Below are 23,478 nucleotides of genomic sequence, written 5' to 3' on the forward strand. Positions count from 1 at the left end.
GGTTCCAGCGGTATCTCGTCATGAGCCTCGCGACGAGCGGGCTCAAGCAGCGCCGGTTATCCTGGCCCGCGTGCCCAAAGTGCTGATCACCGGGATGTCCGGCACCGGCAAGTCGACCACGCTTCAGCGGCTCGGCGCACGCGGCCACCGCACGGTGGACACCGACTACGACGGGTGGAGCCACTGGGTGACCCTCCCGGACGGCACCTCGGACTGGGTGTGGCGGGAGGACGCCATCGCCGAGCTGCTGGCCGGGCACACCCAGGGCACACTCTTCGTGGCCGGCTGCAAATCGAACCAGTGGAAGTTCTATCCCCGGTTCGATCACGTGGTGCTGCTGAGCGCGCCCGTCGAGGTGATGCGCGCCCGCATCTCCTCCCGCACCGGCAACGACTTCGGCAAGTCGACGTCGGAGTGGGAGCAGATCGTGCGCGATCACGCGGAGATCGAACCTCTGCTGCGCGAATCGGCCACCGTCGAGATCGACACCTCCATGCCACTGGACGAGGTGGTACACACCCTCGAAGCACTGGGAGCGTGAACATTTTCCGGGCACTTCCGTGTTGATCATTTAACCCGGGACCGCATTCACGCTGACCTGCTATGAAACGATCCAGATCGCCCAAGAGCGGCCTCCTCGGCAAAACCGCCCCCCGCGCCTACTGGCTCAACGCCGGCTTCGCCAAGGGCAGCCCCTCCGCGTGCAACACGTGGAAGGCACCTAAGTCCAAGGTCGCCTGCCACGCCACCGCCGCCATGGCCCGGCCGGAGCCTCGATGAGGTCGCGTCGCACCTCGACCGCGAGTGGCTCGTTACGAACGGAGTCCTTCCCGCCCACCTGGTCACGCGCAACCGGCGCGTCGCTGATCACAACCGCCTTCGGCTATTGCCAGTGACGCAAAACGCGTCACCGGATGCTTCCCGGAAAGAGCCAAGTAGTCACCCCTCCTCACCTCCGGACCAAAATCGAGGAGAAGGTGCTTGACGAGCAGTGTGCATGTCTCGTCGATCGGCGGGACGACGACCTCCGGCAGGTGTCTCTGCTGAATCGCACCAAGTCACCTCGACCTGAACAAGCTGTGCATCCAACTCCGGAAACACAATCAGACGCCACTGCGCCACGTGCAGCAGGAGGTTCGGTGGGATGCGAACGCGGGTTTCTATGTGTGTGCCGCGTGTGAGACGCATCTTTCTGAAGGGAGGCGTCGGCGCGGGTGAAGGAGGAAGCTGGGTGTTGAGCAGGGTGGCGGACGGGAGCTACTGGTCGATGGGTGCCCGCTGGGTGGGTGGCCTATTCAACATGCGGCCGGACAGTTGCAGGACACTTAGCTCCTCCATGAGGATGCGGAGGTAACGCTGTGCGAGCTTCTTATGCCGCCTTCGCCGTAGAGGGTTTTTCGAGCGAATCACTCTGTCGCTTAGCACAGAGAAGTCCCTTTCTGTGTGCCAAGGTAGAACTCCGTGAGGAATATATGGTTCTAGTTTCCGAATGAGACTGTCGATAAAATAGTCATCTTCACGGGTAAGGCGGTTTAGTCGCCTGATCCGAATTTTCGCAACTTGAAGGCAATCACTTCCGCATTGAGGCTCAGTCCGTGGGGGTGGAGCGTCTCTGTTTTCCGTTTGCTGGCGCAGGGCTCACCAGGCGACGATGGAAGAGATCGCGGCAGCGCCTGCGGAGATGAGGGCGCTGATGCCTGCTGCATCAAGGCCAAAGATTACATCCGCGCCGCCGAAGCTAGCGGCGATGTTCACGAACAGGACTCCAGCGGATACGAGAAACATCAGGGCTGCGAACAGCAGAAGTGTTGTTGCCCATGACAAGCGGTTCTCGCGCATGAGGCGTCCTCGTTGGAAGGCGGGCCACATACCTATCAGGATAGACGTCTGGGGGTTTCAGTAAATGGAACTGTGCGGCATTTTTCCCGGTAAAGGCGGTGGCCGTGCCATCCGAGCGTGATTCAGACCAGGCACAGGAACCCAAAGCTAAGACGAGCCGCAGCCGGCATCGATTCCGAGGTGTCACTCGAGTAGCTCCCGCCCCCCAATTCTGTGGCGGGTTGAGGGGTGCGCCTGCTCCGCACGTCCCATCCACGTGCGTCGAACCCGTGCGGCCTGGCCTGCGCGCCTCCCGTGGATCTCACACGCCTCGTCTTATGAGAAATCGGGTGTGGGGTTGTTCAAGCCATGCCTGATCGATCTCCCGCCCCACCATGCGGCCGACGAGAACGAGGCCGGGCGGGGTGGCATCCTATGAAGTCACCGCTCCTATGGGAGGAGCCCGATAAGGGAATCCCGCTCCTCCTCCGGCAATGACGGCCTGTACGGATCGAAGGCGTGCGATCCGGGGACGCGACCCTCTGCGTGGGCCAGCCACAGCATGCGTTGCACATAGCCCTCCATGGGCTCGGTGAACGTCGCCGCCGCCAGGCGGTCCAAGCGTGCCGACGCTCGCGCGAAGGCCCGCAGGTCCGGCCCGGCGAATGTCCTCATGACCTCTGCCGTGTCCGCGACGCAGGCCGCCGCGATGCCGACCAGGGCGGCCTCGGCTCCCCAGAGCAGCGAGGGGCCGAACATTCGGTCCTCGCCGGTGATGGCCAGGCGGCCGGCCGCTCTGGTGTCGGCGATCGCCTCTTGGCACGCCATGGCGTCGGAGAGCAGGGCCGCCTTGAGGCCGGCCACTCCGGGGTGGGCGAGGAGTTTCCGCCGCACGTCGGGGGGACACGGCCGGGTGTACAGGTCGAACGCGATCACGGGCAGGCCCGCGGCTCGCCATACCGTGTCGTGTTCGGCGAGGCGGTCGCCCTCGGAGGGAAAGACCATCACCGCGCCGGCCCCGAGTTCCGCCGCCACCACGGCCTGCGCGGCGACGCTCTCCGGCTGTGCCGTACGGCGGGAGCCTCCGACACCGACGATCACAGGGACGCCGATGGCCACGGCTCGTTCGATCACTCCCGCGCGGACTTCGGGTGAGAGGTAGGGCCCCCGGCCGGTGTGGGCGAGTACGGCGAGGCCGTCGGCACCGTCCGCGACGAGGCTGCGGAAGTATGCCTCAGTGAGGTCGAGATCCACCTCGCCCGCTGCCGTCATGGGGGTCGCGGCGGCCGCGATCAGGGTGCCGCGCAGCCGGTCTGCCAGGAGCTGTGCCGAGGAATCCACCCTCAAACCCTATTTCAGGAAAACCGGAAATGGGCCTCGTGCCAACCAGGCGGCGTGATCGAGAGCACCGCGCCACCGCCCTAAACGCCTGCGCCAACTGCAAGGGGCTTGAACGGGCGCCGCGGGGTCAGTCAACCGTGATGACGAGCTTGCCCGGCGCGTTGCCCGCCGCCAGGTCGCCCACCGCAGTCGAGGCCTCCGCCAGAGAGTATGTGCGCCCAACGGCCGGCCGTACGCTCCCGGCCTCGATGAGGTCGCGCAGGGTGTCCAGGTCGGCGGTGCGGGTGAGCGCGATCGGCGCATCCAGGCGCTGGCGCGTGAACGGGGTGATCAGCCGGGCGGCCAGCATCCGGCCGATCACGCCGAACCACCGGCCGCCGCCCTCGCCGCCGACGAGGACAAGCCGGCCGCGCTCGGTGAGCAGCCCGCGCAGCAGGGCCAGCGGCCGGTTGCCCGCGATGTCGATGATCTGATCGTATGTCCCGGTGAGCGGCTCGCACGTGTAGTCGATGACGGCCTCGGCGCCCAGCGACCGCACGAGGTCGGCCTTGGCTGTGCTGCACACGGCGGTGACGTGGGCGCCGCCGGCGACCGCGAGTTGCGTCGCGAAGCTGCCCACTCCGCCGCCGGCGCCGATGACCAGCACACGTTCACCGGCGGCGACCTGTCCGACGGCCCGCAACGCGGTCACCCCTGACACGGGTACGGCAGCCGCTTCGGTGAAGCTCAGGTTGGCGGGCTTGCGGGCGAGCTTGCCCGGGCGGGCGAGCGCGAACTGTGCGTACGTGCCGGTCCCCGCGCCGTACACCTCGTCGCCGGGGCGAAACGCGGTCACGTTGGCACCGACGGACTCGACGACGCCGGCCACGTCCATGCCCGGCACGCGGTTGCGGGGTCTGCGCAGGCCGAAGCCCAGGCGGCCGATGAGCGGCAGCCCGGTCATGAGATGCCACACGCCGTAGTCGACGCCGGCCGCGTGCACCCGGATCAGGACATCGTCGGCGCCGGGCGCCGGGATCGGGACCTCACCGAGGCTCAGCGTGCGCGGCGGGCCGTACTCGTCCTGGACGATCGCTTTCATAAGGGGTCTCCTTCAATGTCGAGGTGCCGGAAGACGTCTTCGAGTCCGGCCCGGAACATCCGGGTGATGCGGAACGCCGTCTCCAGCGAGGGGGAGTAGCGACCCTGTTCGGTCGCGATGATGGTCTGGCGGGTGACGCCGACCCGGTCGGCCAGCTCGGTCTGGGGCATCTCGTCGTGCGCGAACCGCAGGGCCCGGATCGCGTTGGTGACCTGCGTCGGCCTCACCACGTCTGGAAGCCGCCCTTGCGGTAGGCCGCGATCTTGGCAAACGAGCTGAGCAACGAGGACAGCACGAACGCCAGGTAGACGGCGTTGGCGATCCAGAAGTGGCGCAGCTCGGCGATGGCCATGACCAGTGCGGCTATCATGCCGATGACGACGATCGACTGCCCGATGCGCTCACTAACCTGGTCGATCTCACGGTCGCGCTCGTCAGCGCGCTCGGCGCAGTGGCCGCCCGCGACAGCCATCACGATGTTCGCCACGATCGCGGCGACGATGGCGCCGCCGATGGTCCACAGCAGAGTTCCCGCGTATGCGACGTCGGCGAGCGGGCCGTCGCCGATCCGGCTCAGGACGGTCGCCACGTAGATCGTGTACGCGCCGACGGACACCACGATCATCACCCAGGCGCGCTTCTCCGCGAAACTCATGCCACTCTCCATGTAAAGCAAAGCTGACATCCCCACTAATGTAAAGAACCCCAAACGTCATGTCAAAGTTTATTTACACGGGTGATCCGCGACGCCACGGCGCGACCGGCGCGGTGTTGCCCCAAACGTCCACAGTCGACGCGGTTCAGGGGCGACGGTCGACGAAGCCCGTACGGTACGCCCAGACGACGGCCTGGGTGCGGTCGCGGACGCCCAGTTTGCCCAGGACGTTTTTGATGTGGGTCTTCACCGTCTCCAAGGACACATGCATGGAGCGTGCGATCTCGGTGTTGGACATACCCCCCGCGAGGGCGCGCAGGACGTCGGCTTCGCGTTCGGTTAGGCGGGCGGCGAGGGCGGCGGTGGGGTCGCCGCCGGTGTGGCGGGCGGCGTGGGCGGTGAGGAGGCGGCGGGTGACGGAGGGGGCGAGGAGGGCGTCGCCGGAGGCGACGGTGCGGATGCCCGCGACGACCTGTTCTGGGGTGGCACGTTTGAGGAGGAAGCCGTCGGCGCCGGCGGCGATGGAGTCGTCGACGACCTCGTCGAGGTCGAAGGTGGTGAGCACGAGCACCCGCGGCCGGGGCTGCGGCCAGGAGGTGATCTCGCGGGTGGCGTTGATCCCGTTGTAGCCGGGCATGCGGATGTCCATGACGACGACGTCGGGTCTGGTGGCCCGCACCCCCTCGATCGCCTCGCGGCCGTTGCGGGCCTCGCCGACGACGCTGATGTCGGGTTCGGCCTGGAGGAGGGCGCGCAAACCACCTCTGATCAGGGTGTCGTCGTCGGCGAGAAATACGGTGATCACGTCCGTGCCGCCGCTCTGACCGGCAGGGTCGCGCGTACGGCGAAGCCCTCCCGCACCGGCCCCGCGAAGAACTCGCCGCCTTCGAGATGGGCGCGCTCCCGCATGTTGACGAGCCCGCGGCCGGGGCGGGGCTCGGGGAAACCGTGCCCTTCGTTGAGGACCTCGATCCGGACCGCGGCGCCCTCCTGCGCCACGCCGACACGTATGCGGCCGGTCTCGGTGTGGCGGAGCGCGTTGGTGACGGCCTCCTGGACGATGCGGTAGGCCGCCCGCGCCCCGCCTGCCTCCAGATCGACCTGCCCGATGTGCAGGTCGAGTTCACGTCCCGCCGCCTGCACACGGCCGGCCAGGTCAAAGAGGGAGAGATCGGTCAAGTCGGCGGACGGCGTGCGATCGGCGGGGTGGAGGACACGGACGAGGCGGTCGAGTTCGTCGAGGGCCTCCCTGCCGACGGTCTCGATATGCGTCAGTGCCTCGTGGCTGAAGGACGGGTTGTCGGCGAAGACGCGCCGGCCGACACCAGCCTGCATGACCATCACATTGACGGCGTGGCCCAGCGCGTCGTGCAGCTCCCGGGCGAGGTTGGCGCGCTCTTCGATGAGCACACGTTCGGCGTGCGCCTCCCGCTCGCGTGCCTCGGAAAGGAGGCGGGCCTCGACGGCGGCGGCACGGACGCGGCGGCTGCGGGCGGCGTCGCCGCCGACGGTGGCGATGAGGAAGCACATGGTGATGCCCGACAGTTCCAGCATGCCCGCGGGTTCGCGGTCCAGGGCGATGTAGAAACCGACGGCCAGCACGGTGGCGGCGACCCCGATGCCGCGCCGCCACCAGACGCCGGTCAGGGAAAAGCAGGTGAACAGCGCGATCCAGGCGGGCCACTGCACCACCGTGGCGGCATAACCGGCCGCCGCGTTGGCGGCCAGGATCAGCGACGCGGCGACGGTGACGAGTTCGGGGGCGGTCCGCCGCCAGATGAGGCACAACGCCGACGCCAGGGCGAGGCCGGGCCCGGCGGCGTCGAGGCCGCGGTAGGGCGGACTGGCCGGTGCCGCGAGGCTCACGGCGACCGCCATCACGACCAGCCCGCCCACGAGCCACATGTCGGCACGGGTCGGTCGTGCGGTGCCTTTCGGCCGGGGGATGCGCATGCCCCATCGTGCACCTGCCGCCCATGTGCAGGTCAACTCACCTCCCTCAAATGAGGGAGACGCCTTCACTCACCTGAGTGGCGACCGCCGAGGCACCCCGGCCGTACGTTGTGGCGGTCCCGCGAGCGAGTGGAAAGGACGTGCCCCATGGTTGTGGTCGGAGGCCGAAGCAGAGGACGAGTCGTCGGCTGGTGGTGGATCGCTTTGAGCGCCGTCGCCATCGCGGTGCTGGCCGTCGTGCCATACCTGTCCGGCCCGCTGCACACCCTCGGCGACGACGGGCTGGCGGCCAACTATGCGTATCGGCCGCAGTGGGTCAAGGTCGCCTTCTACGTGCACGTCGTCAGCGGTGGGCTGGCGCTGCTGCTGTCGCCGGTGCAGTTCGCGGCCCGCCTGCGTGCCCGGGTGCCTCGCGTGCACCGTGTCTGCGGGCGTGTCACCTTTGTCTCCTTGGTGGCGGCGGGTGGCGCGGGCCTGGTGCTGGCCCCGTTCAGCCTGGCGGGCATGACGGGCACCCTCGGTTTCGGGGCCCTCGGGATCTTGACGTTGGTCTTCGCCGCGGCGGCCTTCCTGGCCATCAGGCGCGGTGACGTCGCCGCCCACCAGCGGTGGGCCGTGCGGACCTTCGCCCTCATCTACGCCGGGGTGATGCTGCGGTTGTGGCAGATGACACTCGTCCCGCTCCAAGTGGCGGTGTACGGCATAGCGGAGGACGTGGCCTTCGATCGGTCTTACGGGCTAATGCCGTTCTTGTCGTGGGTGCCCAATCTCCTGGTGGCCGAGTGGATGTTGCGCCGGCAGCGGCGGCGGTCCCCCGCCTCGGGCGCGGGGCCCCGGGTCCGGTCGCATAACGCCGTTCCCTAGTCGCCCGGCACGGCGGGCTGCGCCGTACCCCGCCGCAGGGTTGACCTGAAGTTTGCTTGAGGTTTTACGGTCCGGAGGGAACGTGCTCTTCGGATCAGCCGATCCCGTAGGCGCGGATGACCGTCTGCACGACCTTGTTGCCCGCCCTGTCCACGGCGGTGCCGCGCAGCGACACCGCGCCCGGTGAGCCGGGGTTGGTCACCTGGGCGGTCCACGTGGCGCCGCGCCGCTTCACCGGTAGAGGCTGCCAGGTGGCGCCGTCGTCGGTGGACACCTCCAGGGTGAGCGACCGCACCCCGGAGCGGGCCGCGCCCGGGTTGCGCTCGATCCGGACCGGCACCCTGATCACGGAGCCGGGCTTGGCAGGTGCCCGCGGCGAGCCTGGCGCCGGTGAGCTGCCTCCACGTCGCGGCGGCGTCCGACTTGGACACCTTCTGGGCGGACATGTCCAGCCCGGCGATCTGCGTCCCGCTCTTCAGCGGCGAGGCGCGCGTGATCAGGGGGATGTCGGTCCGGTCGGCGTCGCCGTACCTCCACTTGAGCAACTGGGTGACGTCGAACAGCCGCTCGTCCAGCATGCCCTCGGCGATGAGCCGTCTGGCGTCGGACGTGATCACATGCAGATGTCCGTCGCGCGTCTGCCGCCCGAAACTCACCTGCTCCCGGCCGGGGGCGGGCTCCACACGGTGGCCGGCCGCCGTCAGCACCACCTTGTCCCCGGTGATCAGAGTGACGGTGCCTTGCGGGGGTCCTGCTCCCCCGGCGCCTCGCGGGGGCTCCGCCCCGAGGCCGCCCAGGCGGGAGTCGCCGTCATCCCCGCGAGGAGCACTAAGACCAGCCCGTGCCTCATGCTCAAGCTCATGTACGAGCCCCTTTCTCAGAAGAAGATCTCGTTCCTCTTTGTCGTGGGGCTCGGGAAGAGTTCACATCCCGCAGGAAATGTTCTTGATGGGCTCGTCGGCGCCCTACGCCGGCAGGCAAGAACCGACCGGACCGCCTCACACGGATCCAAGTCCGGCCGGGCCGCCAGGACGGGTGATCGAATGGCTTGTCCACGTAGTGGCTTTATCGTGATCTTTGACGACGACAACTACGAGACGGAAATGGACCACGATATGAGGAATCCCCGTGCACTCCGTACGGCATCTCTGCTGTTGAGCGCTGCTCTCGCCGCTGTGACGGCAGCGGCTACGCCGGCTGCCGCCGTACAGGGGCGGCCGTCGCCTGAGGCTGTCGCCCGCAAGGAGTTGCGTGCTCTGGAGGTGTCTTTCGCGGGGCGCATCGGTGCCTATGCCGTCGACACCGCCACGGGCAAGACGGTGTCCTATCGGGCCGGTGAGCGTTTTCCGCTTTTGTCCACCTTCAAGGCGCCTGTTTGTGCTGCCGCGCTGCACAAGGCTCGCACCAGCGAGCCCGGCCTGATGGACAAGGTGGTCAAGTGGACCGCAGCCGACTTGAAGCCCCACTCGCCGACGACCGAGAAGTACGTCAAAGAGGGCCTGACCGTGGCACAGTTGTGCGAGGCGACCATCACCTTGAGCGACAACACCGCCGGCAACATGGTGCTCAAGCAGATCGGCGGACCTGCGGGGATGACCAGATATTTCCGGACGCTGAAGGACCCGCGTTCCCGTCTCGACCGGTGGGAGACCGAACTCAACGACTGGACGCCCAAGGACAAGCGCGACACCACCACGCCCGCCGCCATCTCCCATAGCCTGCGCGCCATCACGGCCGGGAACGCCCTCCACCCCAAGGACCGCGAGCGGCTCAACGGCTGGCTGATCGCAAACCAGACCGGCGACGAGCGCATCCGCGCGGGCCTGCCCAAGACTTGGACCATCGGCGATAAGACTGGCACCAACACCGCGATCGGGGCAGGCAACGACATCGCGATCATCTGGCCGGGTAAGTCGGCCGCGCCGATCGTCATGGCCGTCTACACGAACCGCGACACCGCCACGGTCGACAACCAGGTCATCGCGAAGACCGCCACCATCCTGGCCCGCGGTCTGGGCAAACTCTGATACCGCGGCGGATCCGCCTCGTGTTCCGCGGTTGATGCCTTCTGCGGTTCCCCGTCCCCCGGCTCTCAGAGCTTCAGTATTGCCTGCAGGAACACCCTTTCCCGAGAACGGGGATCATGGTTTAGCTCTCGAAGTAAGGTTTCTGCTTCATGGGCCCTCACCTGCGCTAGAAGCGTTTGGGGGAGAAGGGCAGACGTCAGCTAGCGTTACCACCGTTGACGTCGAGTCCTGGTGGTGACGGTGATGGCGGCGGAGGAATCGAAGTCCAGGGGCACGGCGGCGGCGCCGCGGCGCCGCCGTGACGCCGCAGCGACGCGGCAGGCGCTGCTGGAGGTGGCCCGCGAGCGGTTCGCTCGTGACCGCTTCGAGGCGGTCAGTGTCAGGGACATCGCCGCGGAGGTCGGCGTCAACGTCGCCCTGGTGTACCGCTACTTCGGGTCCAAAGCAGGGCTGTTCGCCACGGCGGCGGCGGACTCGGCGATGTTCGGGCAATTGGACGTACCGGCCGAGGAACTGCCTGACCGGATGGCCGAGCTGCTGGCGTCCAGCGGGGCGCACTCACCCGGCCTGGACGACCTGGTCACGGTCTGGCGGCTCATCGGGGAGACCTCCGATGAGGAGGGGCTGCCCGAGAAGGTGCGGGACTACGCCGAGAACAATGTCGTCGGGCCGTTCGCCACGGTCGCGGCAGGCGATGACCCGCGGCTGCGCGCGGAGCTGGCCGCCGCGCTTCTCGCCGGCATCAGGGTGCTGCGGTGGGCGTCCCCGCAGGGACGGCTGGCCACCGCGCCACCCGAGCAGGTGGTCGAGTACATCCGCCGGGGAGTGCGAGCACTGCTGCACGGCAGTGCCGGGGAAGGCAGTAAGTAAACGCATTTACTTACTGAACGGGGTGACGCTATCGTGCGAATGTAAACGTGTTTACTTCGTATGGAGCCTGCCGTGAAGACACAGCGCACGCACTACGTCACCACCACCGACGGCGTCACCATCGGCGGAACCGTGCACGGCCGGGGACGGCCACTGGTGTTCCTGCACGGGGGCATCGGCGACGGCGACATCGACTGGAACCGGCTGCTGGAACACCTGACCGGCCGGTTCACCTGCCATCTGCCGAGCGTGCGCGGCCGTGGCCTAAGTGGCGACCACCCCGACCTCGGCCCGAGTCGGCAGGTCGACGATGTCCTCGCCTACCTCGACAGCATCGGGGGGCCGGCCGGACTGGTGGGCTGGTCCGCCGGCGCCAACCTGGCACTCGGCGCGGCAGCGCGGTCCGACGCGGTGGACGCGGTGGTCCTCGTGGAGCCTCCGATGCGTGGCCTGATGGACGAGCGGGAGCAAGCGGTCATCGGCGACGCCGTCGCCCGGATGGGAGAACTGGCCGCCGAAGGCCACTTGACGGCTGCGGTCCGTGCATTCGCGAGCGGGCCCTTCAACGACGAGGAGATGGCCGTGGCCGAGGACGCCGGCTACTTCGAAGCCACAGCCCGCTATGTCCCGCACCTGCTCAACATGCTCCAGCAAGTGGTGGCCTACGCAGGCCCCACCGCTGAGGATCCGGCCGTGCTCGGCGCGATCTCCGCTCCGGTGCTGGTGCTGCACGGATCCGACACCATGCCCTTCTACCACGCCAGCGCGCGGCACGTGGCCGGCCACATCCCCAACGCGCAGGTGCGCGAGATCTCCGGCGCCGGGCACGCCGCCCCGCTCACCCATCCCGAGACACTCGCCAAGACATTCGCCGAGTTCTTCGTAGCAGCGCGGCTTGCTTCATAAGCGGCCGTTGCAGATCCCCCCGACTCGGTCCAGCGGCAGGCCAAGAAAGACGGTGTCAGCGGCTTCGCTTCCGCGCTGCATCTTGACCTGTTCCTCCCATAGTGCGCACGCTGATCTGCCCCTACAAGGTCACTCGCGGCGTCAGCAGCCGGCCGATCTCGAACGACTTGACCGGCAGCGGCGCGTGCGACTGGGTGGCCGACCGCGTTGATGCGCGCGTCCCGGACGGCACTCTCATCCCGGTCGACCGGCTCGCCGAGCGGAGGCCGTACTACTCGGGAAAGTATCGCCAGCGCTGAGTGAATGAAAAGCGTTCTCTGTTCAACCCGGTCGAATCCCGCTTGCTGCCCAGGCGTCGGGCTCTATGAAGACCAGGGTGTACGGCAAAAGCCCGGTACGGATGAGTCCCTTCCAGGTCTCGGTGGGCTGAACGGTGATGCCGCGGCGAGCTGGCTCGGCGCCGGGGGCTGTCTGTCAGGCAACAGGAAGGCGGAAAAGGGTGGCCGCGTTGCGCCAGGCGAGGTGTTCCTGGGTTTTGGGGTCCAGGTTGGCGGCGGCTATGGCGCCGTAGGCGGAGGAGGGGTCGATGAGGGTGGCGTCGGTGCCGAAGAGGAGTTGGCGGGGGTCCACGGCGGCGGCGACCTGGGTGATGCGGCCGGTGGGGAAGTGGGACCAGCAGGGTTCGAGGTAGAGGCGGTCGCAGGCGCGGGCGGCCTCGATGGCGTGGGGATAGCCATCGGCGCCCATGTGACCGGCTATGACGCGGAGGCCGGGGATGTCATGGCACAGGGCGGCCAGGTCCAGGACGGATCGGCCCCAGGTGTGCACCAGGGCGGGGACGTCGAACGAGGCGACCAGGCTCAGGGCTTCGCGCAACTGGGGGGAGGTCACCGGGGAGCCGGTGTAGTCGGTGTGGATCTTTACGCCTACGAAGCGGCCGGTGGGCAGGAGCGTACGGAGGTCCTGGGCGGCGTCTCGAAGGCGGCGGGGGTTGACGGTGACGTAGCCGTAGAGACGGTCATTTGCCTCCAGGACCGAGGCCAGGGCGCGGTTGCCGGTGGGGGCGTCGTAGATGACGGCTTCGGTGGCCGAGACGATGGCCAGGTCGATGCCGTAGCGGTCCATGGTGGCGAGGTTGGCCTCGGCCACGTCCATGGTGAAGAACCAGGGGCCCCAGTGGGCGTGGACGTCGATGATCATGCGGTGACCCCTAGCAGGCGGCGGGCGTTGCCTCCGGCGACGGCGGCGATCTCGTCGGGTTTGAGGCCGCTGGTGGCGAGGCGGAGTTGGGGGACGAGGGGCTCGTAATGGGGGGTGCGCGAGCCGTACACGAGGCGGTCGGCGCCGAGCTCGGCGGCGGTGAGCTCCAGGGCGTCGGGGGAGTTGAGCAGGCGGGTGGAGGTGTGGAAGCCGGGTTCGTCGGCGGCGGCCACCAGGAAGTCGCCCAGGTGGTAGAAGTGCGTGTCGAGGAAGACGACCGTGGCGCCGAGTCCGGCGAACGGTTGCCAGAAGTGCCTGACGTCGCCGCCGGTGAGGATGGTCAGGCCGAGCGCGGTGGCGCGGCGGGCCACGTGGCGCACGGAGGGGAAGACCGCCTGCACGCCCTGCTCTTCGGGGAACAGGCGCACGGTTTTGACGCCGGAGGCGGCGAGGCGGTCGAGTTCCCTGGCGGCGCCGAGGGGGTCGCGCAGGTCTGCCGTGCCGATCGGGATGACGGTCGGGGCGGGCACGCCGGCTGTGTCCGCCGGAGGCCGGCCGTGGGCGGGGGAGGGCTTTCCAGTCGCGCCGGGTGGGGAGGCGCTCGCGAGGGCGAGGATCTCGTCGTTGCCGCTTCGCATGTCGAACAGCGCCGCGCGCAGGGAGGCCACGGCCGCCGCGGTGGTGCGGTTGGCGGTCAGGGTTTGGGTGACCGCCTCGGGGGTGCCCGGGGGATGGTCGCGGTCGGGATAGTCACCGACGAGGACGTCCACGTCGAGCGTGATGGTCAGCTCGCCGAGGAGCCTGTTGGCCTCGAACACCGTTGCTCCGCCTCCGCTGCCGGGTTATCTGCACGACAATGCGACAGATTACGGTCTGGGCCTTAATTGGGCAACATGCCTCACGCTCAGCTCATCCAGTTGACCACGATGCCGATGGGCACCGACAGCAGGAGGCCGGCGCCGAAGAACAGCCACTGGCGGCCAGATGCACCGAGTCGGCGACGCCGTCAGAGGTGTCGTGCCTTTTCCGTTTGCTCGGGCTCACCCCTCCATTCCACCGCGAACCCGGCGGAACAGCTACGAAAAGCCGCCGGAGAAAGCACGCCGGAGGCCCGCCGCGCGCAGTTCGGGCACGACGGCGGAGGTGACGGTGTCCGGGATGAGCCAGCTCGCATGTGTGTGGGCGAGGATGCGCAAGGCGGCGGCAGGCACCCCCGCCTCGTGCAGGCGGACCAGATAGCGTTCGCCCTGGTCGCGAAGAGGGTCGTGCTCACTGACGAGGATGACGGCAGGCGGGAGCCCCGACAGGTCGGGCGCGTGCAGCGGTGAGGCGTAGGGGTGGGCGGGGTCGCCGCCGTCGAGATAGTGCATGGCGAACTCGCGGATGGCCGTGGGGGTGAGGGCACCCCCGGCGGGGTTGAAGGCCGAGTCGGGGGTGAGGTCGAGCGCGGGCATGTCGAGGTGTTGCAGGAGCGGGAGGGGGAGGCCGCGGTCGCGGGCGGCGAGGCAGAGGGCGGCGGCCAGGTTGGCGCCCGCGCTGGCGCCGCCGACGGCGACGCGCGCCGGGTCGGCGCCGAGGCCGGATGCGTGATCCAGGAGCCAGGTATAGGCGGCGAGGCAGTCCTCAAGGGCGGTGGGGAAGGGATGTTCCGGCGCGAGCCGGTAGTCGACCGACACCACCATGCACGGCACGAGTGTCGCCATCGGTCCGCATTCGACCTCACCGGTGTCGAGGTCGCCGTGCACCCAGCCGCCGCCGTGCATGAAGAGATAGGCGGGAGCGGGGGAGGGCAGGTCGTGCGGGCGCAGGATCCTGACGACGATCTCCCCGCGGCGCACCGGCACATGGTGGTGCGTCACCTTCACCCGGGGATCGGGGGCCGGGGCGACGGACAGCAGGGTCTCCGCGGCCCGGCGGCGCATCTCCGCCAGGTCGGCGGGCGGCTGAGTCTCGGCGGCGCCGGCGGCCAGGCCCGCGAAATATCGCCGGACGGGCGGATCGAGGTGCACGGGGGAGAGGGGAGTGGGGTCGGGGTTCACCGTACACACCTTCCGGGACGGGGGAGGGGCCTCCCGGCATGCTGCGGGAGGGAGCGGCCTCCCGGCGTTGTGGGAGGGAGGGGCGTCGGCGGGGAAGGACGGGCGGGCATCCCAACGCGTGGCTCGCCTGGGGAAACGTCCGCGTGTCTCACACTGCGGGGGACGTCGCCGGGTGCGGTGCGAGGTCGTGTTCCAGGGATTTGGCGTATGCCTCGATGCTCTCCACCAGGTCGACGCTCTCGGGGTCGAGGAGCCACTGGGTGGAGATCCCGTCGAGGGTCGCGAGGATCTCGACGGCCTTGAGCCGCGGGTCGACCTCGGGCCGGATCTCGCCGCGCTCCTGCCCGACTTGGAGTGACTCGGTCACCAGGCGGCGCATCTCCCGATAACGCCGCACAAACGTCTCGTGCGCGGGAGCTCCGGGATCGAGATTCTCCGCGAGGAGTACGGCGAAGAGCCTGGTCAGCCCGGCCTCCTCATGATTGCGGTGGGCGAAGGCGGGCATCTCGCGGATCGTGCGCAGTCCGCCGAGCGCGCCGACTTCCCGCGCGAACTCCAGGCTGCGGGCGTCGCGCCACTCGATGACGGCGCGCAGCAGCCCCTCCTTGTTGCGGAAGTGGTAGAGCAGCCCCGGCTCGGTGATGCCGACCCGGGCGGCGATCTCGGTCATGCCGGTGCCGCGGAACCCGGTGCGGGCGAACAGCTCCGCGGCCACCGCCACGATCTCCTCCCGGCGCCGGGCTCCCCGCGCGGACCCTCTCCGCGAAGCCTCGCCGTCCGAAGACGTGCCTTCCGAAGACCTGCCTTCTGAAACACCTGAAGAACCTGAAGAACCCGAGGAGCCTCTGTTCTGTGCCATGCCTCTCACTCTAGATTACTTACTAACAACTAAGTAAGGATTTCCGTGGACGACATCCGAATCAAGGTGGAGCACCTCGGCGAACCATTCGGAATCGGTGTGAGCACCCCCCGGCTGTCCTGGACCGTCGACACCGGCCGGGAGGGTTGGCGCCAGACCGCCTATGAGATCGAGGTGCACCGCGAAGACGGCGGGGACGAACGGGTGTGGGTGAGGTCGGGCGAGTCGGTCCTCGTACCGTGGCCGTTCACCCCGCTGACCTCCCGCGAGCGGGTCACCGTGCGAGTGCGTGTCACGGATCGGGACGGCGACCCCTCGCCCTGGAGCCGGGCGTGCCACATCGAGGCGGGGCTTCTCACCCCCGAGGACTGGTCGGCGCGGTTTGTCGCCGGCGGGCAGACGGTCCGCAAGGAGTTCCGCGTCGCCTCCGGCCTGGTCCGCGCCCGCCTCTACGCGTCGGCCCTGGGCGTCTACGAGGCGGAAATCAACGGCACGCGCGTCGGCGACCACGTGCTCGCCCCCGGCTGGACCAGCTACGCCCACCGGCTCCGCTACCAGACCTTCGACGTCACTCACCTGCTCTCCGAGGGCCCGGCCGCGATCGGCGCGATCCTCGGCGACGGGTGGCACCTCGGGCGGCTGGGCTTCGGCGGCGGCCGCAGGCATATCTACGGCGACCGCCGCGCCTTCCTCGCCCAACTCGAACTCTTCTACCAGGACGGCACCGCCGAACGCGTCGTCACCGACGACACCTGGCCGGCGGCCGGCGGCCCGATCGTGTCGTCGGGCATCTACGAGGGCGAGGTCCACGACGCCCGCCTGGAACGCCCCGGCTGGTCGGAGCCGAAAGCCCCACCTGACCAGGACCAACACCCCATTGAGGTGATAAATCGGGATCTATCTGTACTGACTGCCCCTACCGGCCCCCCAATTCGCCGCACCGAACTCCACCCCCCGACAGCAACCCTCACCTCCCCCTCAGGCAAGAAGATCCTCGACTTCGGCCAGAACCTCGTCGGCCGCCTCCGCGTGACCGCCTCCGGCAACCCCGGCGAACGGGTGGTACTCAAGCACGCCGAAGCGCTGGAGAACGGCGACCTCTGCACCCGCCCCCTCCGCACCGCCGACAGCACCGACGTCTACATCCTGCGCGGCGGCGACGAGGAGACCTGGGAACCCCGCTTCACCTTCCACGGCTTCCGCTACGCCTCGATCGAGGGCCCCGTCACCGAGGCCGTCGCCGTCGTCTGCCACACCGACCTGGAACGTTCCGGCTGGTTCGAATGCTCCGACCCCCTGCTGAACAGACTCCACGAGAACATCGTCTGGAGCACCCGCGGCAACTTCCTCGACGTCCCCACCGACTGCCCGCAGCGCGACGAACGCCTCGGCTGGACCGGCGACCTGCAGGTCTTCGCTCCCACCGCCACCTTCCTTTACGGCACAGCCGGCATGTTGACCTCCTGGCTGGCGGACCTGATGAGTGAGCAGGCTGAGGACGGGGCGGTTCCGCTGATCGCTCCCAACGTGCTGGGGGATGTGGCCTACATCCCTGTGGCCGGCTGGAGCGACGCCGCCGTGGTCGTGCCGTGGACCCTCTACGAGCGATACGGCGACGCCGACATATTGCGCACCCACTTCGACGGCATGCGCCGCTTCGTCGACCACGTGGCCGCCCATGCCGGCCCGGACCGCCTGTGGAACTCGGGCTTCCAGATCGGCGACTGGCTCCACCCGGCCGCACCCCCCGACCGCCCGCACGAATCCGGCACCCCGCCCGAACTCGTGGCAACCGCCTACTTCGCCCGCTCCGCCGCACTCGTCGCCGCAGCCGCCGACGTCCTGGGCCGTGAGGCGTCAAGGGAACGCTACGAGGCACTCGCCGCCGAGGTGCGGGAGGCGTTCCGAGCGGAGTACACGACCGGGAACGGCCGCCTGCTGAGCGACTCGCCGACGGCCTACGCGCTGGCCCTCCGCTTCGACCTGCTCACCCCCGGCCAACGTGCGCCCGCCGCCCGCCGCCTGGCCGCCCTAGTGCGAGCCGGCGGCCACGCGGTGCCCACCGGCTTCCTCGGCACACCGCTGATCTGCGACGCCCTGGCCGAGAACGGCCACCTCGACGACGCCTACCGCCTGCTGATGCGCCGCGAATGCCCGTCGTGGCTCTACCCGGTCACCATGGGCGCCACCACCGTCTGGGAACGCTGGGACGCCCTCCTCTCCGACGGTTCCGTCAACCCGGGCGGCATGACGTCCTTCAACCACTACGCCTTCGGCGCCGTGGCCGACTGGATGCACCGCACCGTCGCGGGCCTGGCCCCCGCCGCCCCCGGCTATCGCACGCTGGCGGTCGCCCCCCGCCCCGGCGGCGGCCTGACGTGGGCACGGGCCCGGCTGCGGACACCGTACGGCACGGCGGAGTCGGCCTGGTCGATCGAGGACGGCCACCTGACGCTGGAGGTCGAGGTGCCGCCGAACACGACGGCGCTGATCGACCTGCCGGGCGGGGAACGGGCCGAGGTCGGGGCGGGCAGGCATCGCCGGCGTGTGCCGTACGCGCCGGTGGAGGAGCCGCCGACGCTCGACAGCACGCTCGACCGGTTGGACGGCGATGTAAAAGCGGCCGTCGTCGAGGCGATCGCCCGCCATCAGCCGGATTTCGCCCCCTTCCTGCCGCGGGCGCTGAGCGGCGGGATGACCGTGCGGCGCGCGGTCGAGGCGGTGCGCGGCGGCGAGGACATGCTGGCCGCCGTGGCGGCGGCGATCAGTTCACCGCAGCGCCATTGACGGTGTGAGCGCAGTCACTCTAACGTGAATAACTACCAATCAGTTGGTCGGTTTCTGGAGCGCAGATGCACGCTTTCCTGTCCCTCACCACCGCCTTCACCCTGGTTTCGGCCCCCACCCCCATGGCGGCACCGCTTCAACAGCCCGTCTGGCTCTGCAAGCCCGGCTCCACCGCCGACTTCTGTGAGACGACCGCCCTCAACGCCACGGTCGTCAACCCCGGTGGCGCCACCTCGGTCGAACCCTTCGAACGCCCCCAGCAGCGCCCGGTCGACTGCTTCTACGTCTATCCCACGGTCAACCTCCTGCCCGAGTCCACACCGCCCACGGCCGAGGACGAAGAGGAGACCGTCACGCTCATGCAGGCCGGCCGCCTCACGCAGCACTGCCGCATGTTCGCCCCGATGTACCGCCAGGCCCCCCTGACCTCCTACGTCATCGGCGGCCTCGGCCTGCCGACCGACTTCGAGACCGGCTACCAGGACGTCAAACAGGCCTTCGCCCACTACTGGAACAACGACAACCTCGACCCGGCGACCGGCAAACGGCGCGGAGTGGTGTTCCTCGGCCACTCCCAGGGCGCCGCCGTCGTCGCGCGGCTACTCCAGGAGGAGTTCGACGGCAAACCGGAGAAGTCAGACCAACTGGTCGCGGCCTACATCATGGGCACCGACGTCAAGGTGCCCATGGACGCCACCTCAGGCGGAGGAAACGACCCGGGCGCCACCTTCCAGCACATCCCCTCCTGCGAACGCCCGAACCCCTCGGCACCGATCCCGACCGGCTGCGTCGTCGCCTTCTCCGCCTACGACATGCCCGCCGCCGACGCCGACAAGGCCGCCCTCGGCCGGACCACCAACCTCACCCACCGCGTCCTGTGCTCCAGCCCGTCCGCCCTGCTCACCGGCGCCCGGCACACCGACACGCTCCCGATGCGCGCCTACATGCCGACCAGGCAACTGCTGCGCGGCAACATCCTGTCCCCCTCGGGGGCGCTCACCCTGCTGTTCGGCGACTACCGCCCCACCACTTACCCGACCGGTTATGCGACCTACCCCGGCCAGGTGACCGGCCGGTGCACCTGGGCGACCGGGACCAAGGGCCGCGTCGACTGGCTCCAGGTCGACGGCCTTGAGAACATCAAGAAGAACCACACCGCGCTCGGCCTGCACGTCATGGACTTCAACGTCGACGCCGGCGGCATCGGCGACCTCGTCGCCGCCCAGGCCGCCACGTGGACCGCGGGTCAGGGGCACTGACCGCGATGACATCCACCCTGCCTCCAGTACGGCGGACGCCCGCCGTGCCGGGGATCGGAGAGAAGTTCGCCTACTTCGGCGGCGTGCTCGGCGCCTCCGTCATGGGCGGCGTCACCGGCTTCCTCATGCTCTATCTCACCGAGGCGGTCGGCGTCGGCGCGGCGGCGGTCGGCACCCTGCTGCTGGTGGCGCGGATCGTCGACGGCGTCGGCGACCCCGTCATGGGCTACATCGTCGACCACCTGCCCACGACGAAGCGGGGGAGGTTCCGGAGCTACGTGCTGGTCGGCGCGGTGTTGTGCGCGTTGTGCGCCGTCGCGATGTTCGTCGCGCCCGCCTGGTTCCCCTCCGCGCTGGCCGGCGCGTGGATCGCCTATCTGCTGTGGGGGGTGGTGTTCGACTTCATGCAGATCCCGCTGGCGTCGCTGGTGCCGTCCATCACCGACGATCCGAAGTCCCGCGGCCACCTCGCCGGCATCGGCGGCTTCACCACGCTGATCGGCGCGGCGATCGTCACCGGCGTCACGCTGCCGATGGTCGGCGCGTTCGGCGGCGGCACCCGGGGCTGGCTGATGTACGCGACGGTCTTCTGCCTCGCCGGCCTCGCCCTGGTGGTGATCATGGTGCTCGGCGTCAGGGAGCGGGTCGTGCCGGTGTCGCCGGAGCGCTACCGGCTCGCCGACGTGCGCCGGGTCTTCTTCTCCGGCCGCGCCGTGCCGATCCTGCTGCTGGCCAAGGTGTGCGTGCAGGTCGCGAGCGGGTCGCTCACGGCGGCTCTGCCGTACTTCTTCCTCTATTACGTCGGCGACCAGAAATACATGTCGATGGTCGCGCTGGTGATGGCGGTGCCCATGGTGATCGGCGCGGTCGTCGTGCCCGCCCTGGCCCGGCGCATCGGCTCGAAACCGTCCTACATGGTCAGCCTCGGCGTCGCCATCGCCGGCCTGGCGCTGATCTACGTGATGCCGGCCAACCCTGCGCTCGTCCTGTCGTGCTTCGGCGTGGCCGGCTTCGGGCTCGGCGGGTCGGTCGCGCTCAACCTGCTCCTGCTGGCCGAGCTGACCGACTACACCGAATGGAAACACGGCTACCGCACCGAGGGCTCGCTGAACGCGATGACGTCGTTCGCCACCAAGGCGGGCGGCGGCGTCGGCGGCGGCCTCGTGGCCTACGTGATGGCGCTGACCGGCTTCCAGTCCGGGGGAGTGGCGCAGAACGAAGGGGCGATCCACGGCATCCTGCTCGCCCAGAGCGTGGTGCCCGCCGTGATCGGGATCCTCGGCGTGCTGGCCTTCGCGGCCTATCCCATCACCCGCGCCGTCGCCGCCCGAGCCACCGCGGAACTCGCCGAGCGCCGCACAGCGACGGCCTGACAGCAGACCGCCTCACGTCCCCTAGCGTGGGACGTGAGGCCCCCACGGGAGGCAACATGATCGTCAAAACCAGTGCGGGCGAGGTCCGCGGCGTGGAGGAGGACGGCGTCCGCCGCTTCCTCGGCGTGCCCTACGCTGCGCCGCCGTACGGCGCGGGCCGTTTCGCCCCGCCCCGCCCGCACGAGCCGTGGGAGGGCGTGCGCGACGCCCTCAGCTTCGGCGCGAGCCCGCCGCAGATCCCCTACACCAAGGGCCTGGAGAAGGTGCTGCCCAGTGTGGTCGTGCCCGGCGACGACATGCTCAACGTCAACATCTGGACCCCCAGCGGCGCAGAGGGCGCCCCGGTGATGGTGTGGATGTACGGCGGAGGCCTCACCAGGGGCTCCAACGCCATCGCGACCTACGACGGGCGCGCCTTCGCCCGCGACGGGGTCGTGCTGGTGTCGGTCAACTATCGCATCGGCGCCGAGGGCTTCTCCGTTCTTTCCGACGCCCCCGCCAACCTGGGGCTCGCCGACCAGCTCGCGGCGCTGCGCTGGGTGCGGGAGAACATCGCGGCGTTCGGCGGCGACCCCGCCCGCGTCACCGTGTTCGGCCAGTCAGCCGGCGGCGGCACGGTCGCGGCGCTGCTCGCCCACCCCGAGGCGTCCGTGCTCATGGCCGGGGCGATCGTGATGAGCGGGCCGATCGGCCCCGGCGGGGGCGACTCGGGGAAGATCACCGAACTGATGGCGGCCGATCTCGGCATCCCCCGCACCCGGGAGGCGTTCGCCGCCGTCTCCCCGGAAGACCTGCTGGCCTGTCAGACGCGGGTCATGGGCGGAGCCACGGCGCTGTCCGGCGGGCCCGGCTTCGGCGGGGTCGTGGGGCAGGAGCCGCTGCCGGTCGACCCCGGTGCGGCCCTGCTGGCCGGGGCGGGGAAGGACATTCCGCTCATGCTCGGCTACACCGCCGAGGAGGCGCGGTTGTGGCTCGCCCCCACCGGGCTCAAGATCACCTGGCTGCTTCTGCTGGCGGCGCGGCTCAAACTCAAGATCCCGCGTAAGGCGGTCCGCCTCTACTATCGCAACCGGCCCGGTGCGACCGCCGGGGACGTCTTCGGTGCTCTGGTGACCGACCTTATGCTGCGGGTGCCGAAGAACAACCTGGCCGACGCCCGGTCCGGGCGCACCTGGATGTATGAGTTCGCATGGAAGTCGCCCGTGCTCGGTCTCGGTGCCGCCCACGCCCTGGAACTCGGCTTTGTCTTCGACACGCTGGACAGCGCCGACGCCGAGGCGTTCGCCGGTCCTGGACGGCCCCAGGCGCTCGCCGACGAGATGCACGCCGCATGGGTGCGGTTCGCCGCCACCGGCGACCCCGGCTGGGCGGAATGGGATGCGAGCCGCCCGGTGATGACCTTCGACTCACCGGGCAGCCGCGTCGTCCACGCCCCGCGGGAGGAGGAGCGGGCGGTGCTCAGCCTGACCGGCCGCCGATAAAGCCACTGGCGGGGGCACTGTCCTCTACGAGGTGGCCGCCTGCCGGGGCACTGCCGGTCGAGGTCGTCAAGTGGTCGCGGACCGCGCTGATCACCGCCTCGCGCCACTCGCGGGCGCTCGGCACCAGCGCGGTCAGCATCTGCGACCCGTGCACATGTCCCGCGAAGTCCAGCAGCGTCGCGGGCACGCCCGCCTCCGCCAGACGGCGGGCGTAGCGGCGGCCGTCGTCGGCCAGCGGATCGTATTCCGCGACCGCGATGAGCGCCGGCGGCAACCCCGACAGGTCGCCCGCCAGCAAGGGTGAGACCAGGGGGTCCGCAGCGTCGTGCCCGCCGAGGTAGTCCCGCACATACACCTCAAGAGCGGCGGCGGTCAACACGTACCCTTCGGCATACTCCTCGATCGACGGCGACGACAGCGTGAGGTCGAGCGCGGGGATCTCCATCACCTGCAACCGCAGCGGCGGCCCGCCGCGCTCGCGGGCCAGCAGCGCGACGGCGGCGGCGAGGTTGCCGCCCGCGCTCTCGCCGCCCACCCCCACCCGCGCCGGGTCGAAACCGAGCCGTCCGGCCTGGCCGACGGCCCAGCTGAGGGCCCGATAGCAGTCCTCCAGCCCGGCGGGGAAGCGGAACTCCGGCGCCAGCCGGTAGTCCACGTTGATCACCGCGACGTCGGCCGCCGCGGCTATGGCCCGGCAGCGGCGGTCGCCGCTGTCGAGGTCGCCGGAGGCCCAGCCGCCGCCGTGATACCAGAGGAGCGCGCCGGCGAGCCCGGTGGGTTTGCGGCGGTAGATCCGTACGGCGAAGCCATCCGGGAGGACGGTTTCCTGATGGACGTGTGCGATGTCCGGCTCCGGCTCGATGAACTCGTCGTAGGAGCGGGCGCCCGGCTGATGGTCGTGGACGAGGGGGGCGATCAAGGGGTCCAGTGCCATGTCGAAAACCTACCAACTGATTGGTCTCTTT

The 23,478-nt window shown here is 69.4% G+C and carries 25 protein-coding genes; 11 read left to right on the top strand and 14 right to left on the bottom strand.

The genetic code is table 11. From position 1 onward, the window contains the following. Positions 1 to 70: 70 nt before the first annotated feature. Complete coding sequence (locus Ssi02_RS13045) at positions 71 to 541, top strand: ATP-binding protein (RefSeq protein ID WP_239128870.1); 471 nt, start codon at positions 71 to 73, stop codon at positions 539 to 541. A gap of 62 nt (positions 542 to 603) precedes the next feature. After that, positions 604 to 780, top strand: a complete 177-nt coding sequence (locus Ssi02_RS13050) for a hypothetical protein (protein WP_204025268.1) — start codon at positions 604 to 606, stop codon at positions 778 to 780. An 858-nt stretch (positions 781 to 1,638) separates the two neighbouring features. On the opposite strand, the gene Ssi02_RS13055 is transcribed toward Ssi02_RS13050, so the two are convergent. The 7 genes from Ssi02_RS13055 to Ssi02_RS13085 all read right to left on the bottom strand — a co-directional run bounded on the left by Ssi02_RS13055 (position 1,639) and on the right by Ssi02_RS13085 (position 6,884). Continuing rightward, positions 1,639 to 1,839 carry a hypothetical protein gene (locus tag Ssi02_RS13055; RefSeq protein WP_204025269.1) on the bottom strand — a complete coding sequence of 67 codons (201 nt, stop codon included), beginning with the start codon at positions 1,837 to 1,839 and terminating at the stop codon, positions 1,639 to 1,641. Positions 1,840 to 2,268: 429 nt separating this feature from the next. Continuing rightward, positions 2,269 to 3,159 carry a dihydrodipicolinate synthase family protein gene (locus Ssi02_RS13060; protein WP_239128871.1) on the bottom strand — a complete coding sequence of 297 codons (891 nt, stop codon included), beginning with the start codon at positions 3,157 to 3,159 and terminating at the stop codon, positions 2,269 to 2,271. A gap of 127 nt (positions 3,160 to 3,286) precedes the next feature. After that, positions 3,287 to 4,240 carry an NAD(P)-dependent alcohol dehydrogenase gene (locus tag Ssi02_RS13065; RefSeq protein WP_204025270.1) on the bottom strand — a complete coding sequence of 318 codons (954 nt, stop codon included), beginning with the start codon at positions 4,238 to 4,240 and terminating at the stop codon, positions 3,287 to 3,289. Next, positions 4,237 to 4,470, bottom strand: a complete 234-nt coding sequence (locus tag Ssi02_RS13070) for a helix-turn-helix transcriptional regulator (protein ID WP_204025271.1) — start codon at positions 4,468 to 4,470, stop codon at positions 4,237 to 4,239. Before Ssi02_RS13070 ends, Ssi02_RS13065 begins: the two co-directional genes overlap by 4 nt. Beyond that, on the bottom strand, positions 4,464 to 4,895 hold the full coding sequence (locus Ssi02_RS13075) for a hypothetical protein (RefSeq protein WP_204025272.1): 432 nt from the start codon (positions 4,893 to 4,895) through the stop codon (positions 4,464 to 4,466). The genes Ssi02_RS13070 and Ssi02_RS13075 overlap by 7 nt, the downstream gene beginning before the upstream one ends. A 145-nt stretch (positions 4,896 to 5,040) precedes the next feature. Then, the gene (locus tag Ssi02_RS13080; protein ID WP_204025273.1) at positions 5,041 to 5,700 is read right to left on the bottom strand and encodes a response regulator; all 660 of its coding nucleotides are present in this window, start codon (positions 5,698 to 5,700) and stop codon (positions 5,041 to 5,043) included. Beyond that, a complete protein-coding gene (locus Ssi02_RS13085; protein ID WP_204025275.1) occupies positions 5,697 to 6,884 on the bottom strand; it encodes a sensor histidine kinase in 1,188 nt (395 codons plus the stop codon). The genes Ssi02_RS13080 and Ssi02_RS13085 overlap by 4 nt, the downstream gene beginning before the upstream one ends. A gap of 111 nt (positions 6,885 to 6,995) precedes the next feature. Between Ssi02_RS13085 and Ssi02_RS13090 the strand changes: the two genes are divergently transcribed. Next, positions 6,996 to 7,712, top strand: a complete 717-nt coding sequence (locus Ssi02_RS13090) for a DUF2306 domain-containing protein (protein WP_204025277.1) — start codon at positions 6,996 to 6,998, stop codon at positions 7,710 to 7,712. A 94-nt stretch (positions 7,713 to 7,806) separates the two neighbouring features. Here the strand turns inward: Ssi02_RS13090 and Ssi02_RS13095 are convergent, their stop codons facing one another. Together Ssi02_RS13095 and Ssi02_RS13100 are read right to left on the bottom strand one after the other, a co-directional pair. Beyond that, positions 7,807 to 8,061, bottom strand: coding sequence for a hypothetical protein (locus Ssi02_RS13095; RefSeq protein ID WP_204025279.1), 255 nt, complete (start codon positions 8,059 to 8,061; stop codon positions 7,807 to 7,809). A 375-nt stretch (positions 8,062 to 8,436) separates the two neighbouring features. Next, positions 8,437 to 8,574, bottom strand: coding sequence for a hypothetical protein (locus Ssi02_RS13100; RefSeq protein WP_204025281.1), 138 nt, complete (start codon positions 8,572 to 8,574; stop codon positions 8,437 to 8,439). A gap of 253 nt (positions 8,575 to 8,827) precedes the next feature. Here Ssi02_RS13100 and bla point away from each other — a divergent pair, with 253 nt between their 5' ends. The 4 genes from bla to Ssi02_RS13120 all read left to right on the top strand — a co-directional run bounded on the left by bla (position 8,828) and on the right by Ssi02_RS13120 (position 11,814). After that, positions 8,828 to 9,739 (top strand): class A beta-lactamase, encoded by a 912-nt coding sequence (gene bla / locus Ssi02_RS13105; RefSeq protein WP_204025283.1) that lies wholly within the window; start codon positions 8,828 to 8,830, stop codon positions 9,737 to 9,739. 243 nt (positions 9,740 to 9,982) lie between these two features. Further along, entirely contained in the window at positions 9,983 to 10,609 is a 627-nt protein-coding gene (locus Ssi02_RS13110) for a TetR/AcrR family transcriptional regulator (RefSeq protein ID WP_204025285.1), read from the top strand. Between the two features lie 72 nt (positions 10,610 to 10,681). After that, positions 10,682 to 11,515 carry an alpha/beta fold hydrolase gene (locus Ssi02_RS13115; protein ID WP_204025287.1) on the top strand — a complete coding sequence of 278 codons (834 nt, stop codon included), beginning with the start codon at positions 10,682 to 10,684 and terminating at the stop codon, positions 11,513 to 11,515. 101 nt (positions 11,516 to 11,616) lie between these two features. Continuing rightward, positions 11,617 to 11,814, top strand: a complete 198-nt coding sequence (locus Ssi02_RS13120) for a hypothetical protein (RefSeq protein ID WP_204025289.1) — start codon at positions 11,617 to 11,619, stop codon at positions 11,812 to 11,814. Positions 11,815 to 11,989: 175 nt separating this feature from the next. On the opposite strand, the gene Ssi02_RS13125 is transcribed toward Ssi02_RS13120, so the two are convergent. From Ssi02_RS13125 to Ssi02_RS13140, 4 genes are all read right to left on the bottom strand, one after another. Then, a complete protein-coding gene (locus tag Ssi02_RS13125) occupies positions 11,990 to 12,715 on the bottom strand; it encodes an amidohydrolase family protein (protein WP_204025291.1) in 726 nt (241 codons plus the stop codon). Next, the gene (locus Ssi02_RS13130) at positions 12,712 to 13,533 is read right to left on the bottom strand and encodes an amidohydrolase family protein (RefSeq protein WP_204025294.1); all 822 of its coding nucleotides are present in this window, start codon (positions 13,531 to 13,533) and stop codon (positions 12,712 to 12,714) included. The genes Ssi02_RS13125 and Ssi02_RS13130 overlap by 4 nt, the downstream gene beginning before the upstream one ends. Positions 13,534 to 13,791: 258 nt before the next feature. Beyond that, the gene (locus tag Ssi02_RS13135; protein ID WP_204025296.1) at positions 13,792 to 14,754 is read right to left on the bottom strand and encodes an alpha/beta hydrolase; all 963 of its coding nucleotides are present in this window, start codon (positions 14,752 to 14,754) and stop codon (positions 13,792 to 13,794) included. 148 nt (positions 14,755 to 14,902) lie between these two features. Beyond that, on the bottom strand, positions 14,903 to 15,475 hold the full coding sequence (locus tag Ssi02_RS13140; RefSeq protein ID WP_204025298.1) for a TetR/AcrR family transcriptional regulator: 573 nt from the start codon (positions 15,473 to 15,475) through the stop codon (positions 14,903 to 14,905). 183 nt (positions 15,476 to 15,658) lie between these two features. Here Ssi02_RS13140 and Ssi02_RS13145 point away from each other — a divergent pair, with 183 nt between their 5' ends. The 4 genes from Ssi02_RS13145 to Ssi02_RS13160 all read left to right on the top strand — a co-directional run bounded on the left by Ssi02_RS13145 (position 15,659) and on the right by Ssi02_RS13160 (position 22,513). Beyond that, complete coding sequence (locus tag Ssi02_RS13145) at positions 15,659 to 18,400, top strand: glycoside hydrolase family 78 protein (protein WP_239128872.1); 2,742 nt, start codon at positions 15,659 to 15,661, stop codon at positions 18,398 to 18,400. A gap of 65 nt (positions 18,401 to 18,465) precedes the next feature. Continuing rightward, complete coding sequence (locus Ssi02_RS13150; RefSeq protein ID WP_204025300.1) at positions 18,466 to 19,659, top strand: DUF3089 domain-containing protein; 1,194 nt, start codon at positions 18,466 to 18,468, stop codon at positions 19,657 to 19,659. A gap of 5 nt (positions 19,660 to 19,664) precedes the next feature. Further along, complete coding sequence (locus Ssi02_RS13155) at positions 19,665 to 21,032, top strand: MFS transporter (RefSeq protein ID WP_204025301.1); 1,368 nt, start codon at positions 19,665 to 19,667, stop codon at positions 21,030 to 21,032. Between the two features lie 56 nt (positions 21,033 to 21,088). Next, positions 21,089 to 22,513, top strand: a complete 1,425-nt coding sequence (locus Ssi02_RS13160; RefSeq protein ID WP_204025304.1) for a carboxylesterase/lipase family protein — start codon at positions 21,089 to 21,091, stop codon at positions 22,511 to 22,513. Here Ssi02_RS13160 and Ssi02_RS13165 read toward each other — a convergent pair. Continuing rightward, a complete protein-coding gene (locus tag Ssi02_RS13165; protein ID WP_204025306.1) occupies positions 22,491 to 23,447 on the bottom strand; it encodes an alpha/beta hydrolase in 957 nt (318 codons plus the stop codon). The genes Ssi02_RS13160 and Ssi02_RS13165 overlap by 23 nt on opposite strands. Positions 23,448 to 23,478: the final 31 nt, after the last annotated feature.

The organism is Sinosporangium siamense (genome assembly GCF_016863435.1).
GTDB lineage: Bacteria > Actinomycetota > Actinomycetes > Streptosporangiales > Streptosporangiaceae > Sinosporangium > Sinosporangium siamense.

Bases quoted from the DNA above. Each gene is read 5' to 3' on its own strand.
- Ssi02_RS13050 (WP_204025268.1), top strand. From the start codon at position 604: ATGAAACGATCCAGATCGCCCAAGAGCGGCCTCCTCGGCAAAACCGCC.
- Ssi02_RS13055 (WP_204025269.1), bottom strand. From the start codon at position 1,839: ATGCGCGAGAACCGCTTGTCATGGGCAACAACACTTCTGCTGTTCGCA.
- Ssi02_RS13065 (WP_204025270.1), bottom strand. From the start codon at position 4,240: ATGAAAGCGATCGTCCAGGACGAGTACGGCCCGCCGCGCACGCTGAGC.
- Ssi02_RS13075 (WP_204025272.1), bottom strand. From the start codon at position 4,895: ATGAGTTTCGCGGAGAAGCGCGCCTGGGTGATGATCGTGGTGTCCGTC.
- Ssi02_RS13090 (WP_204025277.1), top strand. From the start codon at position 6,996: ATGGTTGTGGTCGGAGGCCGAAGCAGAGGACGAGTCGTCGGCTGGTGG.
- Ssi02_RS13100 (WP_204025281.1), bottom strand. From the start codon at position 8,574: ATGAGCTTGAGCATGAGGCACGGGCTGGTCTTAGTGCTCCTCGCGGGG.
- bla (WP_204025283.1), top strand. From the start codon at position 8,828: ATGAGGAATCCCCGTGCACTCCGTACGGCATCTCTGCTGTTGAGCGCT.
- Ssi02_RS13110 (WP_204025285.1), top strand. From the start codon at position 9,983: ATGGCGGCGGAGGAATCGAAGTCCAGGGGCACGGCGGCGGCGCCGCGG.
- Ssi02_RS13125 (WP_204025291.1), bottom strand. From the start codon at position 12,715: ATGATCATCGACGTCCACGCCCACTGGGGCCCCTGGTTCTTCACCATG.
- Ssi02_RS13150 (WP_204025300.1), top strand. From the start codon at position 18,466: ATGCACGCTTTCCTGTCCCTCACCACCGCCTTCACCCTGGTTTCGGCC.
- Ssi02_RS13155 (WP_204025301.1), top strand. From the start codon at position 19,665: ATGACATCCACCCTGCCTCCAGTACGGCGGACGCCCGCCGTGCCGGGG.
- Ssi02_RS13160 (WP_204025304.1), top strand. From the start codon at position 21,089: ATGATCGTCAAAACCAGTGCGGGCGAGGTCCGCGGCGTGGAGGAGGAC.
- Ssi02_RS13165 (WP_204025306.1), bottom strand. From the start codon at position 23,447: ATGGCACTGGACCCCTTGATCGCCCCCCTCGTCCACGACCATCAGCCG.